The organism is Conexibacter stalactiti (assembly GCF_033542075.1).
In the GTDB taxonomy this organism is placed as follows: domain Bacteria; phylum Actinomycetota; class Thermoleophilia; order Solirubrobacterales; family Solirubrobacteraceae; genus Conexibacter; species Conexibacter stalactiti.
Genome location: NZ_JAWSTH010000044.1, coordinates 1 through 15,696, shown reverse-complemented (window position 1 = coordinate 15,696; position 15,696 = coordinate 1). Strand labels below are relative to the sequence as shown.

Sequence of the window (15,696 nt, the reverse complement as noted above, 5' to 3'; positions counted from 1 at the left end):
CGGTTCACGCCGCGCCCGGCGGCCGTTCAGCCCGCTGCGACGTGCAACTCGTTCGGCGCGTAGCCGACCGAGTTCTCGACGACGTGAGTCTCGCCGACGGCGCGCGCCGCCCGCTCGACGGCGGCGGCGACGGCCGGCGCCACGTCGCGGTTGAAGACCGAGGGGATGATGTAGTCCTCGCGCAGCTCGTCGTCGGGGACGATCTCGGCGATCGCCCGCGCCGCCGCCATCTTCATCTCCTCGGTGACCCGCTGCGCGCGCACGTCGAGCGCGCCGCGGAAGATCCCCGGGAAGCAGAGGACGTTGTTGATCTGGTTGGGGTAGTCCGAGCGTCCGGTCGCCATGATCCGCACGTACGGTGCGGCCTCCTCGGGCGAGACCTCGGGGTTGGGGTTGGCCATCGCGAAGACGATCGGGTCGGGCGCCATCCGCGCGAGCGCGGTCGCCGGCATCACGCGCGCGCCGGAGACGCCGACGAACAGGTCCATCCCGTCGATCACGTCGCCGGGGCGGCCGTCGCGGCGGTCCGGATTGGTCGTCTCCGCGTACCAGCGCTTGATCGGGTTCATCGTCCCGTCGAGGTAGTCGGCGCGGTCGACGTGGACGGCGCCGCGCGAGTCGCAGCCGACGATGTCGGTGATGCCCGCCGACTGGAGGATCTTCGTGACCGCGACGCCGGCGGCGCCGAGGCCGGTCACGAGCACCCGCATCTCCTCCAGACGCCGCCCGGTCAGCTTCGCCGCGTTGATCAGCGCGGCGAGCGTGACGACGGCGGTCCCGTGCTGGTCGTCGTGGAAGACGGGGATGTCGAGCTCGGCGGAGAGGCGGTCCTCGATCTCGAAGCAGCGCGGCGCCGAGATGTCCTCGAGATTGATGCCGCCGAAGGTCGGCGCCAGCGCCTTGACGATCGAGACGATCTCGTCGGGATCCTGCGTGTCGAGGCAGATCGGGAAGGCGTCGACGCCGGCGAACTCCTTGAACAGGACCGCCTTGCCCTCCATCACGGGCATCGCGGCGGCCGGGCCGATGTCGCCGAGGCCGAGCACGGCGCTGCCGTCGGAGACGACCGCGACCGTGTTGCGCTTGATCGTGTACTGGAACGCCTTGTCGGGATCCTCGCGGATCGCCTCGCAGACGCGTGCGACGCCCGGCGTGTAGGCCATCGAGAGGTCGTCGCGCGTCTTCAGCGGGAACTTGTTGTGCTGCTCGATCTTGCCGCCGATGTGCATCTGGAAGGTGCGGTCGGTCGTGTCGAGCACGCGCGTCCCGTCGACCCCGGCGATCGCCGCCGTGATGCCGTCCCACTCCGACTGGTCGGAGCAGATCGCGGTGATGTCGCGCACCGTGCGGCCGTCCTCGACCGCGACCAGGTCTACCGCCCCGATCGTTCCGCCCGCGTCCCCGATCGCCGTGGCTACGCGCCCAAGCATCCCGGGACGGTCCGCGATCTCGACGCGGATCGTGAGGGAGAACTGGGCACTCGGCGTGGTCGGCATGGCGGAAGCTCCGTCGTTCGTAGGACCGCACGATCATACCGTCCTTCGGTCAGGATGTTCCGCATCGCGGAACGAATCGCCGTCCTGCTTCCACGCCGGCCCACCGCCTAGTCTTCCTGCCGTGGCGACCCCTTCGGACACGCATGACGACCTCTTCCTGATCGACGGCAACTCGCTCGCGTACCGCGCGTTCTTCGCGCTGCCCGAGTCGATCGCGACCTCGACGGGCTTCCCGACCAACGCGATCTTCGGCTTCGCCTCGATGCTCGTGAAGCTGCTGACCGAGTACGGCGCGAGAGCGACGATCGTCGCCTGGGACCGCGGCCACTCGGGCCGCAGAGAGGTCTATCCCGAGTACAAGGCGCAGCGCTCCTCGCGGCCGGACCTGTTCAAGCAGCAGTGGCCGCACCTGGAGCCGCTCGTCGACGCCTTCGGCTACGCGAACGTCTCGCTGGAGGGCTTCGAGGCCGACGACGTGATCGCCTCGATCGCCGAGCGCGCGAAGGCCAGCGGGATCCCCGTGAAGATCGTCACCGGCGACCGCGACTCGTTCCAGCTGGTCGACAGAGGCGTCGAGATCATGGCGACCGCGCGCGGGATCACCGAGACGAGAACGTACGACCGCCAGGGCGTGATCGACCGCTACGGGATCCCGCCGGAGCTGGTGCCGGACTTCATCGGCCTCAAGGGCGACACCTCCGACAACATCCCCGGCGTCCCCGGGATCGGCGACAAGACCGCCGCGCAGCTGCTGAACCAGTTCGGTGATCTCGAAGGCGTGCTCGCGAACGCGGAGACGATCAGAGCGACGAGACGGCGCGAGAACCTGATCGCCCACGCCGAGGACGCGCGCATCTCCAAGCAGCTCGCGACGATGCGGCGCGACCTTGTGGTCGACGTCGACGTCGAGGCGGTCGCCAGCGCCAGACCGGATCGCTCGCGCCTGCGCGACGTCTTCCGCGAGTTCGAGCTGCGAGACCCGCTGCGGCGGCTGGAGGAGGCGCTCGCCGACAGCGACGACGAGGCCGCGCCGCGGCCCGCCGCCGAGCAGGCGATCGCGGTCGCCGTCCGCCGTGACGGGGCGCCCGCGGAGCTGGCCACGCTGGCGCCGGCCGGCGCCGAGATCGCGCTCGCCGCCCGCGAGCCGGAAAAGCCCGACGACGCGCTCTTCGGCGAGACCGAGGCATGGCGGTTCGGCGCCTACGCCGGCGGCGACGCGCTGGCGGGCGAGTGCGGGGCGGGTGGGGACGGCGTGAAGGCCGGGCCGGAGGTGCTCGCCGCCGCGCTCGGCGAACGCGCGGCGCTCGCGCACGACGCGAAGGCGCTCGGCGCGGTGCCGGCGACGCTCGTCCACGACACGCTGATCGCCGCCTACCTGCTCGACCCGGCGCGGCGCGGCTATCCACTTGCCGAGCTGACCGAGGAGCGCGGGATCGCGGCCGACGTCGACGATCCGGCCGCCGCCGACGCGGTGCTCGTGCACGCGCTCGCGGCCGCGCAGCGGCCGCAGCTGCAGGAGCGCGAGCTGGTGCGGTTGATGGACGAGATCGAGCTGCCGCTGGTGCGCGTGCTGCGCCAGATGGAGACGGCCGGCCTCAAGCTCGACAGAGCGCTGCTGGCGACGATCCGCGAACGCGTGAAGGACGAGGTCGTCGGGCTCGAACGGGAGATCTTCGCGCTGACCGGCGAGGAGTTCGTGATCGGGTCGCCGCAGCAGCTCGGCGCGATCCTGTTCGAGAAGCTCGAGCTGTCGAGAAAGAGACGTGGCAAGACCGGCTACTCGACCGACGCGCGCGTGCTGCAGTCGATCCGCCACGAGCACCCGGTGATCGAGAAGATCGAACGCTGGCGCGAGCTGACGAAGCTGGAGTCGACCTATCTCGCCGCGCTCCCCGAGCTGGCCGACGCCGGCGATCGCATCCACACGACCTTCAGCCAGGTCGTCGCCGCGACGGGCCGGCTCTCCTCGACCAACCCGAATCTGCAGAACATCCCGATCCGCACCCCGCTCGGACGCGAGATCCGCGCATGCTTCATCGCCGAGCCGGGCAACGTGCTGATCTCTGCCGACTACTCGCAGGTCGAGCTGCGCGTCCTCGCGCACATCGCCGGCGAAGAGGTGCTGAAGGAGATCTTCCGTCGTGGGGAGGACGTGCACACCGCCACCGCAGCGTCGATTCTCGGGGTCGATCCCGAGCAGCTCGACGCGGGCTCGCGGTCGAAGGCGAAGATGGTGAACTACGGCATCGTCTACGGCCTCTCGGCCTTCGGGCTCGCCGACCGCCTGCAGATCCCGCGCGAGGAGGCGCAGGAGTTCATCGACCGCTACCTCGACGGCTTCCCGGCCGTGCGCGAGTTCATCAGAGCGACGATCGAGCAGGCGACCGACCAGGGCTACGTGACGACGCTGATGGGGCGCCGCCGGCAGATCCCGGAGTTGCGCGCGCGCAACTTCCAGATGCGCCAGTTGGGCGAGCGGCTCGCCGTCAACACCGTCATCCAGGGAACGGCGGCCGACGTCATCAAGCTCGCGATGGTCAACGCCGACAGAGCGCTGCGCGAGTCGGGGATGGCGACGAGACTGATCCTCCAGATCCACGACGAGCTGCTGTTCGAGGGGCCGGCCGAGGAGGCCGAGCGCGCCCGCGACCTCGTCGTGCCGATGATGACCGACGCGCTCGTGCTCGATCCGCCGCTGGTGGTGGACGCCGGCATCGGGCCCAACTGGCTGGACGCGAAGTGAGCGGATCGTGAGCGGCTCGCCGCCGATCCTGCAGCCGCCCCCGCCTCCGTCGCAACCTCCGTCGCCGCCTGTCCCGCCCGCGGGCGGGAACGGCCCGTCGCAGCCATCCGCCTTCGACCTGAGCGTCCGCTCGATCGCCCGCACCGTGATCACGGTGCTCGTCATCCTCGGCTTCCTGTGGCTGATCTGGCGGCTGCGCACGCCGCTCAGCTGGATCGTCATAGCGATGTTCATCGCGGTCGCGCTGTCGGGCCCGGTCAACCTGATGAGCCGCAAGCTGCCGCGCGGGCTGGCGATCCTGTTCGCCTACCTCGGGCTGGTGCTGATCCCGATCGGGATAGCCGCGATCGTCGTCCCGCCGCTGGTGCGCGAGGCGACCAACCTCGCCAACGACGTGCCCGGCTACGTCCAGGACCTGCAGAGATGGGTCAACGACAACGACCGCCTGAAGGAGCTGGACCGCGAGTACAACATCGTCGACAGACTGAGAGAGCGGGCGGAGGAGCTGCCGACCCACCTCGACGACGCCGCCGGGACGCTCTCTGACGTCGGCGGCACGATCGTCGGCTCGCTGTTCGCCGCCTTCAACATCCTGATCCTGTCGATCTTCATGGTCGCGAGCGGGCGAAGATGGATCGATCGCGCGATCGACTTCGCCCGGCCCGAGCACGCGCCGCGGATCAGACGGGCGGTCGAGAGAATCGCGACGGCGGTGGGGAACTACGTCGGCGGGGCGCTGCTGCAGGCGACGATCGCCGGTGTCACGACCTTCATCGTGCTGACGATCCTCGGCGTGCCGTTCGCGGCGCCGCTGGCGGTGCTGACGGCGCTGTTCGACCTGATCCCGCTCGTCGGCGCGACGATCGGCGCGATCCTCGTCGCGCTCGTGACGGTCTTCCACGACTTCCCCGTCGCGACGATCGTCTGGCTGATCTGGGCGGTCGCCTACCAGCAGATCGAGAACACGATGATCCAGCCGCAGATCCAGAGACGCGCGGTCGAGGTGCACGCGTTCGTCGTGCTCGTCTCGGTCCTGTTCGGCGCGACCCTGTTCGGTGTGCTCGGCGCGCTGCTGGCGATCCCCGTCGCGGCGTCGATCCAGATCGCGATCCGCGAGTGGTGGGACTACCGCCGCACGAGCGCGATCGAGCTGCCGCCGGGCGTCGACCCGCCCCCGCGCCCCGACAACCCCGACGAGCCGCCGGCGCGGCTCGACCTGCCGCCGGCGTAGCGACGTCGGCGGCGCGGCTCCTCGTGTGGCGTTGCGGCGCCCCGCGCGGCTGCCGCGCCCCGCGCCCCGCGCGGCTGCCGCGCCGCGAACCGGGTCCCCGGGCAGGCGCCAGCTCCTACGATCGGCGCGTGGGTCGTCTGTCGAGCGCAACCGAGCGCGCCGCGCTCGTCGTGGACGCGGGATCGCTGAGCGAGTGGGATCGCGAGGTCGTCTCTGACGACCCGCTGCGGTTCGCCGACGTGAGGCCGTACGCCGAGCGGCTCGCTGACGCGCAAGCCGCGACCGGTCGCGGCGAGTCAGTGCTGAGCGGCCGCGCGACGGTCAGCGGCCATCCGGCGGTGGTCGTCGCGGGCGAGTTCGGCTTCCTCGGCGGCTCGATCGGCGTCGCGACGGGCGAGCGGATCGCGCGCGCCTTCGAGCGCGCGGTCGAGCAGCGTCTGCCGCTGGTCGCGCTGCCCGCCTCCGGCGGTTCGCGGATGCAGGAAGGGACGCTGGCGCTGGTGCAGATGGCGAAGCTGGCGAGTGCGGCAGCGCGGCTGCGGGCGGCCGGACTGCCGTATGTCGTCTGCCTCACCGATCCGACGACCGGCGGCGTGCTGGCGTCGTGGGGCTCGCTCGGAACCGTCACCTTCGCGCTGCCGGGCGCGCTGCTCGGCTTCGCCGGCCCGCGCGTCGTCGAGCTGCTGACCGGCACGCCGCTGCCCGAGGGGGTGCAGCGCGCCGAGACCCTGCTCGCCCACGGCCACCTCGACGCCGTCGTGGAGCCCGGCGAGCTGCGCGCCCGCGTCGCGACCTTCCTCGCCGTCACCGCCGCATCTGCGCGAGCCGCGCCGGCATCTGCGCAAGCTGCGCCGGCATCTGCGCAAGCCGCGCCGGCGTCTGCGCAAGCTGCGCCGGCGTCTGCGCAAGCCGCGCCGCACTCTGCGTCGTCCGTGCCCGGAGCTGCGCAAGCCGCGCCCCCGCCGGCGCGCGACGCGCGGGCGGCGCTGCTGCACGCGCGCGACACGCGGCGGCCGGGTGCCGATGCCGTGCTCGCGGCGACCGCGAGCGATCTGACCGAGCTGCGGGGCGACCGCACCGGCCGCGCGGACGATCCCGGCTGCCTCGTCGCCCTGGCGCGCATCTGCGGGCGGCCGGCGGTCGTGGTCGCGCAGCGGCGTGGGCCCGACGGGAGACCGCCCGCGCTCGGCCCGGCCGGGTACCGCAAGGCACGCCGGGCGATGGCGCTGGCCGCGGAGCTGCGGCTGCCGCTCGTGACGATCGTCGACACGCCGGGAGCCGAGCTGAACGAGGCGGCCGAGCGCGGCGGGCTCGCGGCCGAGATCGCCGGCTGCCTCGCGGAACTGGGGGAGCTGCCGGTACCGACGGTCGCGCTGCTGATCGGCGAGGGCGGCAGTGGCGGCGCGCTCGCGTTCCTGCACGCGGACCGCGTCATCTGCGCCGAGAACGCGTCGCTCGGCGTGATCGCGCCTGAGGGCGCGTCCGCGATCCTCTACCGCGACCTCGATCACGCTCCCGAGCTCGCTGCGACGCAGGGCGGGGCCTCGTGGCAGCTGCTGGAGGAGGGGATCGCCGATCTCGTCGTGGCCGAGCCGCGCCCCGCGCACGAGCAGCCCGACAGCTTCGTCACCAGCATCGCCGACGCGCTCACGACCGAGCTGACCGCCCTGCTCGCCGAGCCACCCGACCAGCGCCTCGCCGCCCGCGCCGCCCGCTGGCGCCGCCTCGGCGCGCCGCCGAAGAGGTAGGGCGCAACCGCCCCCCTCGCAACCACCTCGACGCGCGTTCGCGCGTCTTCGCACCAACTGCCAGGAGACCTCGCCACTTCTGCAGCGCGCCGGCACCCTGCTCGCCGCACACGCGTTGGTCGCGCCAGCGCCGCTCTGCGCGCCCGCACGCAGCGGTCGTAGCGCGCCTCGAACCTGCGCCAGCTCCGCCTCCGGCCCGGTGTCGGTCACCTCACTGACGGGTAAGCAACGATCGTCACGAAGTGGTGGACCGAGGAGAGAGGAGGAGCCGTGGCTCAACTGCATCTGCGCGGCGAGCATCCGCATGCCGCCGCGGCCCGACGGGGCCTGGCACAGGCGTTCTGGGCCCTCGTGGCCGGCGTCGTCGTCGCGTACGTCTTCTTCCTCGCGCTGGGCGCCTTCGGCTGGGGTGAAGCCGGCGTGCTCACCGTCGCGGTGATCGGGCTCGCGTTGCTGTGGGTTGGCCATGCGATCCGCGCGGCCCGCGCCGACCCGCACGACCCACGCATCCTTCGCCAGCGCGAGCGACGCGGCTTCTGACCGGCGTCGCCGCGGCCGCGTCCGCGGGCGGGATCGCCGCGCCGAGAGCTCGTCTCAGCGCTTATGCCGTCGCGACCGGCGCCGAAGCTGCCGTCGCGCCGTCGTCCGACCCATCGCTGGCCGCGCTAGCGCCAGCACCCGACGCGAAGCGCGACCCGTGGGGTCCGCCGAGCGCGTACGACGGGTGGGCGATCTTCAGGTAGTGGCCGAACGACCAGTCGACGAACCGCTTCGACCCCATCGCGTTCAGTGCCGGCGCGAGCGCGCGCGGGTGGATCCGCGGAATCAGCCTCTGCACTTTCAGCATCGAGTCGAACGCGAATCTGTGACCGGCGCTGAAGGCGTGGTAGCGACCGAGCGCCGCCTCGCGCGACTGCGTGCCCTCGACGACGCCGCGCAGCTCACGTCCGCAGGCCAGCCCGAAGTACAGCGCGGTGCGGATCCCCTCGGCCGTCAGCGGCAGGCAGTGGCCGGCGGAGTCGCCGACCATGAAGACGCCGTCGTCGGTCGCGGGCCGCAGCGCGTGCGGGATCCAATTGCCTTGGAAGCCGTCGGGGCTCTGGCCGAGGTCGTCGGTCAGCCGGACGGTCGGCTCCTTGACGTGGAAGCGGGGGTCGAACGAGCCGATCCCGATCCGCACCTCGTCGCGCGCGGGGAAGCTCCAGCCGTAACCGGCCGGCACGTAGGAGCGGTCGATCCAGATCTCGAGATCGTCTCTCTCGCCGGCCGGGTGGACCTCGAGGCCGCGCGAGAGCAGCGCGTCCGGCGGCTGGATGTTCTCGCCGCCGCCGAGGATCCGGCGCCAGCCGAGCCCGTCGACGATCAGCGGCGCGGTCAGGTCGCCGCGGTCGGTGTGGACGGTGTTGCCGGTCCGCCCGTCGACCTTCGCGATCTCGAAGTCGGCGTCGCCCTGCTCCTGCAGCAGCGCGCAGATCTCTCTGTAGTCGAAGGTCGAGAACGACCACGGCAGGTCGTAGCGCACGCTCGTGTGCGGCGTGTGGATGACCAGCTCCCGGAAGGTCTGTCGGTGGGCGCCCATCAGGCCGAGGTTGATCAGCCAGTCGGTCGGGGCCGCGCACGCGGAGGTCTGCCGCTCGCCGACCTCGTAGCGGTCGATCATCAGCACGCGGGCGCCCGCGCCCGCCAGTTCGCGCGCGACCGCGAGTCCGGCAAAGCTGGCACCGCAGATCAGGACGTCGGCGTCGCGGGAGAGGGGGGTGCGCTCCGCGCCGCGCTTCGTTGCACGCTTCGGCATAGCGCGTGATTCTACGGCCAGTGCGCCGAACCCCGGCGGCGGCGGGACTCCGGTACCCTTCTTCGGCTGTCCATTCGGACACTCTCTGTCTCCTACCAGGTCCCCTATGTCAACTATCGACGTCCAGCCCACGGCCAAGATCGTTGAAGGCTCCGACGGCCTTCTGCTCGAGATCGACGGCCAGATCGTCCCGAACTACGACGCGACGCTCACTCCCTTCGAGGAGGGTGACGTTGTCACCGGTCACGTCGTTCGGATCGACAAGGACGAAGTCCTCGTCGACATCGGCTACAAGTCCGAGGGCGTCATCCCGTCCAACGAGCTGTCGATCCGCAAGTCGGTCGACCCGAAGGACGAAGTCGAGATGGGGGAGGAGGTCGACGCGCTCGTCCTCACCAAGGAGGACCAGGACGGCCGGCTGATCCTGTCGAAGAAGCGCGCGCGCTTCGAGAAGGCATGGCGCCGCATCGAGGCCGCCGCCGAGTCCGGTGAGCCGGTCGACGGCACGGTCATCGAGGTCGTCAAGGGCGGTCTCATCATCGACCTCGGCGTGCGCGGCTTCCTGCCCGCCTCGCTGGTCGACATCCGCCGCGTGCCGCACCTCGACGAGTACCTCGGTCAGACGATCGAGTGCAGAGTCATCGAGCTCAACCGCTCGCGCAACAACGTCGTGCTGTCGCGTCGCGCCGTGCTCGAGGAGCAGCGCAGAGAGGACCGCGAGCGGATCCTCGACCGCCTGCAGCCGGGCATGATCGTCGACGGCACGATCTCGAACATCGTCGACTTCGGCGCGTTCGTCGACCTCGACGGGATCGACGGCCTGATCCACATCTCCGAGCTGTCGTGGTCGCACGTCAACCACCCCAGCGAGATCCTCTCGATCGGCGACACCGTCAACGTCAAGGTGCTCGACATCGACCGCGACCGTCAGCGCATCTCCCTCGGTCTCAAGCAGACCCAGGAGGATCCGTGGCAGCGTGTCGTCGACACCTACAACGTCGGTGACGAGCTCGAAGGCAGAGTCACAAAGGTCGTCACGTTCGGCGCCTTCGTCGAGATCCTCGACGGCGTCGAGGGCCTCGTGCACATCTCGGAGCTGGCGCAGCACCACGTCGAGAACCCGCGCGAGATCATCCAGCCCAACGACGAGGTGAAGGTCAAGATCCTCGAGATCGACTCCGAGCGTCGCCGTCTGTCGCTGTCGATCAAGCGCGTTGAGGGTCAGATCCTGCCGCTGCGCCGTGAGGGCGTGGAGGGTGTCGAGGGCCTGGAGGGCGTCGAGGGCGAGGCTGCCCCCGCCGACTACGACAACGTCCCGGAGCTGGGCCTGTCGGAGGACGTCTTCGCTGAGGGCGCCACCGCCGCGCCGGCCGCCGACGAGGCGCCCGCCGCGTCGGAGCCGGTCGCTGAGGACTCGGTCGAGGAGGTCGCCACGGCGCCCGAGGTGGTCGCCGAGGTGCAGGCTGCCGAGCTGGCCGCCGAAGAGGCCGCCGTCGCCGAGGAGGCGCCCGCCGCCGCCGAGGACGAGCCGGCTGCCGAGGCTGCCGAGGCGCCCGCCGCCGAGGAAGCTCCGGCCGAGGACGCCCCGGCCGAGGACGACGCCCCGGCTGAGGACGCTCCGGCCGAGGACGACGCCGACACGCCGCAGGCGTAACGGACCGATCGCCCAGACGCACGTCCCATTCGTCGGACTGACCGGCGGCATCGCCGCCGGGAAGTCCACCGCGCTGGAGGCGCTTCGGCGCCTCGGTGCGGCGACGATCTCCTCCGACGCCGTCGTGCACGAGCTGTACGCGTCGTCGGAGGTGCGTGACCTCGTCGTCGAGCGCTGGGGCGCCGACGTCGCTCCCGGCGGCACGATCGACCGTGCCGCCGTCGCCGGACACGCCTTCTCCTCGCCCGAGGAGCGGGCGTGGCTGGAATCGCTGCTGTGGCCGCGCGTGGGCGCGCGCGTCGCGGCCTGGCTGGAGCAGGCGCGAACGCAGGATCCGCCGCCGCCAGCCGCCGTCAACGAGGTGCCGCTGCTGTTCGAGGCGGGCATGGAGGCCGGATTCGACGCGACGCTCGTGATCGTCGCGCCGGAGGGGCTGCGCGCCGAGCGCGCCGGCGCCCGCGGCCACGCGGCTGTCGCAGAGCGGACCGCCCGCCAGCTGTCGCAGGAGGAGAAGGCGGCCCGCGCGACGTACGTGGTCGTCAACGACGGTTCCGTCGAGCAGCTCGAAGCGAAGCTGTCGGCCGTCCTTGCAAAGCTGACCAGATGAGCCCCGCCGCCCAGGCAACCGCGGCGCGCCGACGGCGCGCCTCCCAGCGCGCCGCCATGCGGCGCCGGCGGGCCTTCCTGTTCGTCGCCATGCTCGGCGCGCTCGCGATCGGCTTCGCGCTGCTGGCGCCGTTGTTCAGAACGGCCGTCAGAGATCTCACGCTGCCGCTGGAGCACGCGAGCGAGATCCGTCAGCAGGCGCAGGAGAAGAACCTCGATCCGGCGCTGATCGCCGGCGTCATCTACGCCGAGTCGAAGTTCGTCGACCAGACCTCGCCGGTGGGCGCCTTGGGTCTGATGCAGCTGATGCCGGAGACGGCGAGATTCATCGCCGAGAGATCGGGCGGGACCGCCTTCACGATCGAGGACCTCTCGACGCCGGAGGTCAACATCGCCTATGGCAGCTGGTATCTGCGCTATCTGCTCGACCACTACGATGGCGAGGAGGTGCGCGCGCTCGCCGCCTACAACGGCGGCATGGGCAACGTCAACGAGTGGATCGAGGAGGCGCGGGCGCGCGGCGGCGAGTTCTCCGAGGCCGACATCACCTTCCCCGAGACGCGCGAGTACGTCGATCGCGTGCGCACCGCCAGACGCGACTACGCGCAGACGTACGGCGCCGAGCTGGGGATCCGCTAGCGACCGAACAGGTGTTCGTCCGAAGGGGTCGCTATCGTCGTCTGACGATGCCGCCCTTCCGCCTCGACTCCACCTACGCGCCCACGGCCGACCAGCCCAAGGCGATCGCCTCGCTGGCCGAGGGGATCGAGGCCGGCGATCGCGCGATGACGCTGCTCGGCGCCACCGGCACCGGCAAGACGATGACGATGGCCGCCACGATCGAGGCCGTTCAGCGGCCGGCGCTGATCATGGCCCACAACAAGACGCTCGCGGCGCAGCTCTGCAACGAGTTCCGCACCTACTTCCCGGACAACGCGGTCGAGTACTTCGTCTCGTACTACGACTACTACCAGCCCGAGGCGTACGTCCCCAGCCGCGACCTGTACATCGAGAAGGACTCGGCGATCAACGCCGAGATCGAGCGGCTGCGCCATTCCGCGACGGCGTCGCTGTTCGCGCGCAGAGACGTGATCGTCGTCGCCTCCGTCTCCAGCATCTACGGCCTCGGCTCGCCGGAGAAGTACGACCGCAACATGGTGATCCTCAGACGCGGCGGGATCGTCGACCGCGACGAGGTGCTGCGCAAGCTCGTCTCGATCCAGTACACGCGCAACGACCAGGTGCTCTCGCGCGGCAACTTCCGCGTCCGCGGCGAGACGCTGGAGGTCTTCCCGGCCTATGCCGAGACGGCCTACCGCGCGACGCTCTTCGGCGACGAGATCGAGGAGGTCCAGCACTTCGACCCGCTGACCGGGGAGCTGCTGGAGGAGGACCTCGAGTTCGTCGCGATCTGGCCGGCCTCGCACTACAACGTCGACCAGGATGAGATCGCCGACGCCGTCGCCGAGATCGGCCGCGAGCTGAACGAGCGCTGCGCCGAGCTGGAGAGACAGGGCAAGCTGCTGGAGTCCCATCGGCTGCGTCAGCGGACGCAGTACGACATGGAGATGCTGCGCGAGATGGGCTTCTGCTCCGGCATCGAGAACTACTCGCGAATACTCGACGGACGCAGATCGGGCGACCGACCGTACTGCCTGATCGACTTCTTCCCCGAGGACTTCGTCGTCTTCATCGACGAGTCGCACCAGACGGTGCCGCAGATCGGCGGCATGTACGAGGGCGACCGCTCGCGCAAGCAGACGCTGATCGACTACGGCTTCCGCCTCCCGAGCGCGCTCGACAACCGGCCGCAGAGATTCGAGGAGTTCCTCTCGATCGCCCCGCAGCTGGTGTTCGTCTCCGCGACGCCGGGTGAGTACGAGCGTACGCACTCGCCGCGGATCGTCGAGCAGATCGTCCGGCCGACCGGGATCACCGATCCCGAGATCGACGTGCGCGAGACGAGAAACCAGATCGACGATCTGATGAACGAGATCAAGATCCGTGTCGAGAGAGACGAGCGCACGCTCGTAACGACCTTGACGAAGAGAATGTCGGAGGACCTGACCGGCTACCTGCTGGAGATGGGCTTCAAGGTCCGCTACCTCCACTCCGAAGTCGACACGATCGAGCGGATCCAGATCATCCGCGAGCTGCGGCTGGGGGAGTACGACGTGCTCGTCGGCGTCAACCTGCTGCGCGAGGGGCTCGACCTGCCGGAGGTCTCGCTGGTCGCGATCCTCGACGCCGACAAGGAGGGCTTCCTGCGCGGGGCGACCTCGCTGATCCAGACGATCGGCCGCGCCGCCCGCAACGTCGACGGCAAGGTCGTGATGTACGCCGACAAGGAGACGAGAGCGATGAGAATCGCGCTCGAGGAGACCGACCGTCGCCGCGCGATCCAGCGCAAGTACAACCAGGACCACGGCATCACGCCGGAGTCGATCGTCAAGGGCATCTCCGACATCGCCGAGTTCCTGCAGGCCGAGTCGAAGGTGCCGAAGGGCCGCAGACGGCGGCTGAAGCTCGACAAGGGCAAGCAGCTCAACCCGGCCGAGCTGGAGAAGGCGATCGTTGAGCTGGAAGAGGAGATGCTGCGCGCCGCCGAGGAGCTGCGGTTCGAGTACGCCGCCAGCCTGCGTGACGAGATCAAGTCGCTGCGCCGCGACTTCGACATCGCGCTCGCCGAGCAGCGCGCCGCACCGACGACGCCGGCGACGTAGCCCGCCGCCCAGCGCGGTACCGTCCGCGGCGTGCCGGTCGACCACGACGCCGTCCTCTCCTGGTACGCGGCCGTGCGCCGCGACCTGCCGTGGCGGCGCACGCGCGACCCGTACCGGATCCTCGTCTCCGAGGTGATGCTGCAGCAGACGCAGGTCGTCCGCGTGGTGCCGTACTACGAGGCGTTCCTCGACCGCTTCCCTGACGAGCAGGCGCTCGGCTCGGCGCCGACCGCCGACGTGCTGCGGCTGTGGAGCGGGCTCGGCTACAACCGCCGCGCGCTGGCGCTCCAGGCCTGTGCACGGGCCGTCGCACAGGACGGCTGGCCGCCCGACGCCGCCGGGCTGCGGTCGCTGCCGGGGATCGGGCCGTACACCGCCGCCGCGGTCGCGTCGTTCGCCTTCGGCGAGCAGGTCGCGGCCGTCGACACGAACGTCAAGCGCGTGATCGAGCGGATCGACCGCGAGCACCGCACCGCCCGCCCGCTCGACGCCCGCGCGCAGGAGCTGTTGCCGGCCGGCCGCGCCGCCGACTGGAACCAGGCGATGATGGAGCTCGGCGCGACCGTCTGCGGCGCGCGCGCCGCCACCTGCGGCGACTGCCCCGTCGCCGGCTGCCGCTCGCGCGGCCGGCCGCTGCCCCCGTCGCCGGTGTCGAGACGGCCCCGCGGCGCCGAGCGCTTCGAGCAGACCGACCGCTTCGTGCGCGGCCGCATCGTCGCCGCGCTCGCGGCCGGCGAGCCGCTGCCGCCGGGAATCGCGGCCGAGCGGATCGAGCGCGCGCTCGCCGGCCTCGAGCGCGACGGGCTGGTCGTGCGCGACGGCGAGAGCGTGCGACTGCCGTAGCGGGGCGTGCCGGGCGCGCGTTGCGCGCGGTCGCGTCGGGCGAATGGCGGCGCCGCGTCTGCCGATCCCGTGGACGCGCGCCGACGCGCCAGTCGCCCGTCCAGCGGCGCCGCTTGCCGGCGGTCCCGACCGATACCCTTCGGCCCAGCCGTTCAACCCCCGTACGGAAGGTGTGCCCGCCGTGGCCCTCGACCGCCAGAGCATCGAGAAGAAGGACTTCCCCATCGGTCGTCGCGGCTACGACCCCGACGCGGTCGACACGCATCTGCGTGACGTCGCCGACGAGGTCGACGGCTTCAAGCGCTCCGCCCGTCAGCGCACCGAGACGGTCGCCACCACCGCCAGCGAACAGGTCCGCGCCGTGATCGCCGCCGCCGAGGCGAGCGCGGGGGAGATCACCCGCCAGGCCGAGGACGAGGCGCGCGAGATCCGCGACGACGCCAGCGGCGAGGCGAAGCGCACGCGCGACGAGGCCAACCAGCACGCGCACGACTACGTCGGCAGAGTCGCCGAGGCGACCGCTGCTCTGCTGCAGCGGGTCGACGCGATGCAGGGCGAGCTGAACACGCTGCTCGACACCCTGCGCACCGGCGCCAACCGCGTCCACGCCGATCTCCAGCTGCTGGAGGGCAACCTCGGCGAGCTGTCGGCGGTCGCCGGCCGTCCGCGCTTCGAGCCGGAGCCGCCGGATGCCGTCGCGCCGCCCGCGCCCGCCCCGTCGCGCACCCGCGACGCGCTCGTCGAGGATCCCGATGCTCCGCGCCGCAACGGCGGCGCGCCGGCCGACGTCGACCGCCTCGTCGCCGACCCCGACGCGCCGGCTCCGGCCGCCGCCGCACCGGCCCCGCCCGCGCCCA

At 71.3% G+C, this 15,696-nt stretch carries 12 protein-coding genes; 10 read left to right on the top strand and 2 right to left on the bottom strand.

The window, feature by feature from the left end:
* Nucleotides 1-26: 26 nt before the first annotated feature.
* Entirely contained in the window at nucleotides 27-1,496 is a 1,470-nt protein-coding gene (locus R7226_RS16575; protein WP_318598309.1) for an NAD-dependent malic enzyme, read from the bottom strand.
* Between the two features lie 121 nt (nucleotides 1,497-1,617).
* Here R7226_RS16575 and polA point away from each other — a divergent pair, with 121 nt between their 5' ends.
* The 4 genes from polA (at nucleotide 1,618) to R7226_RS16555 (ending at nucleotide 7,758) form a co-directional block, all read left to right on the top strand.
* Complete coding sequence (gene polA / locus R7226_RS16570) at nucleotides 1,618-4,239, top strand: DNA polymerase I (RefSeq protein ID WP_318598308.1); 2,622 nt, start codon at nucleotides 1,618-1,620, stop codon at nucleotides 4,237-4,239.
* A 154-nt stretch (nucleotides 4,240-4,393) separates the two neighbouring features.
* The gene (locus tag R7226_RS16565; protein WP_318598307.1) at nucleotides 4,394-5,470 is read left to right on the top strand and encodes an AI-2E family transporter; all 1,077 of its coding nucleotides are present in this window, start codon (nucleotides 4,394-4,396) and stop codon (nucleotides 5,468-5,470) included.
* A 128-nt stretch (nucleotides 5,471-5,598) separates the two neighbouring features.
* A complete protein-coding gene (locus tag R7226_RS16560) occupies nucleotides 5,599-7,218 on the top strand; it encodes a carboxyl transferase domain-containing protein (RefSeq protein ID WP_318598306.1) in 1,620 nt (539 codons plus the stop codon).
* 270 nt (nucleotides 7,219-7,488) lie between these two features.
* Nucleotides 7,489-7,758: a hypothetical protein gene (locus R7226_RS16555; protein ID WP_318598305.1), complete on the top strand. Its 270-nt coding sequence runs from the start codon at nucleotides 7,489-7,491 to the stop codon at nucleotides 7,756-7,758.
* Between the two features lie 61 nt (nucleotides 7,759-7,819).
* Here R7226_RS16555 and R7226_RS16550 read toward each other — a convergent pair whose 3' ends face one another.
* On the bottom strand, nucleotides 7,820-9,013 hold the full coding sequence (locus tag R7226_RS16550; protein ID WP_318598304.1) for an FAD-dependent monooxygenase: 1,194 nt from the start codon (nucleotides 9,011-9,013) through the stop codon (nucleotides 7,820-7,822).
* Between the two features lie 106 nt (nucleotides 9,014-9,119).
* Between R7226_RS16550 and rpsA the strand changes: the two genes are divergently transcribed.
* From rpsA to R7226_RS16520, 6 genes are all read left to right on the top strand, one after another.
* A complete protein-coding gene (gene rpsA, locus R7226_RS16545; RefSeq protein ID WP_318598303.1) occupies nucleotides 9,120-10,667 on the top strand; it encodes a 30S ribosomal protein S1 in 1,548 nt (515 codons plus the stop codon).
* Between the two features lie 7 nt (nucleotides 10,668-10,674).
* Nucleotides 10,675-11,274, top strand: a complete 600-nt coding sequence (gene coaE, locus R7226_RS16540; RefSeq protein WP_404827864.1) for a dephospho-CoA kinase — start codon at nucleotides 10,675-10,677, stop codon at nucleotides 11,272-11,274.
* Nucleotides 11,271-11,912, top strand: a complete 642-nt coding sequence (locus tag R7226_RS16535; protein ID WP_318598302.1) for a lytic transglycosylase domain-containing protein — start codon at nucleotides 11,271-11,273, stop codon at nucleotides 11,910-11,912. The genes coaE and R7226_RS16535 overlap by 4 nt, the downstream gene beginning before the upstream one ends.
* Nucleotides 11,913-11,959: 47 nt before the next feature.
* Nucleotides 11,960-13,996, top strand: a complete 2,037-nt coding sequence (gene uvrB, locus R7226_RS16530) for an excinuclease ABC subunit UvrB (protein WP_318598301.1) — start codon at nucleotides 11,960-11,962, stop codon at nucleotides 13,994-13,996.
* Nucleotides 13,997-14,026: 30 nt separating this feature from the next.
* Nucleotides 14,027-14,839, top strand: coding sequence for an A/G-specific adenine glycosylase (locus R7226_RS16525; RefSeq protein WP_318598300.1), 813 nt, complete (start codon nucleotides 14,027-14,029; stop codon nucleotides 14,837-14,839).
* A 181-nt stretch (nucleotides 14,840-15,020) separates the two neighbouring features.
* Nucleotides 15,021-15,696: DivIVA domain-containing protein (locus R7226_RS16520; protein WP_318598299.1), on the top strand; the 676-nt coding region annotated here is incomplete at its 3' end.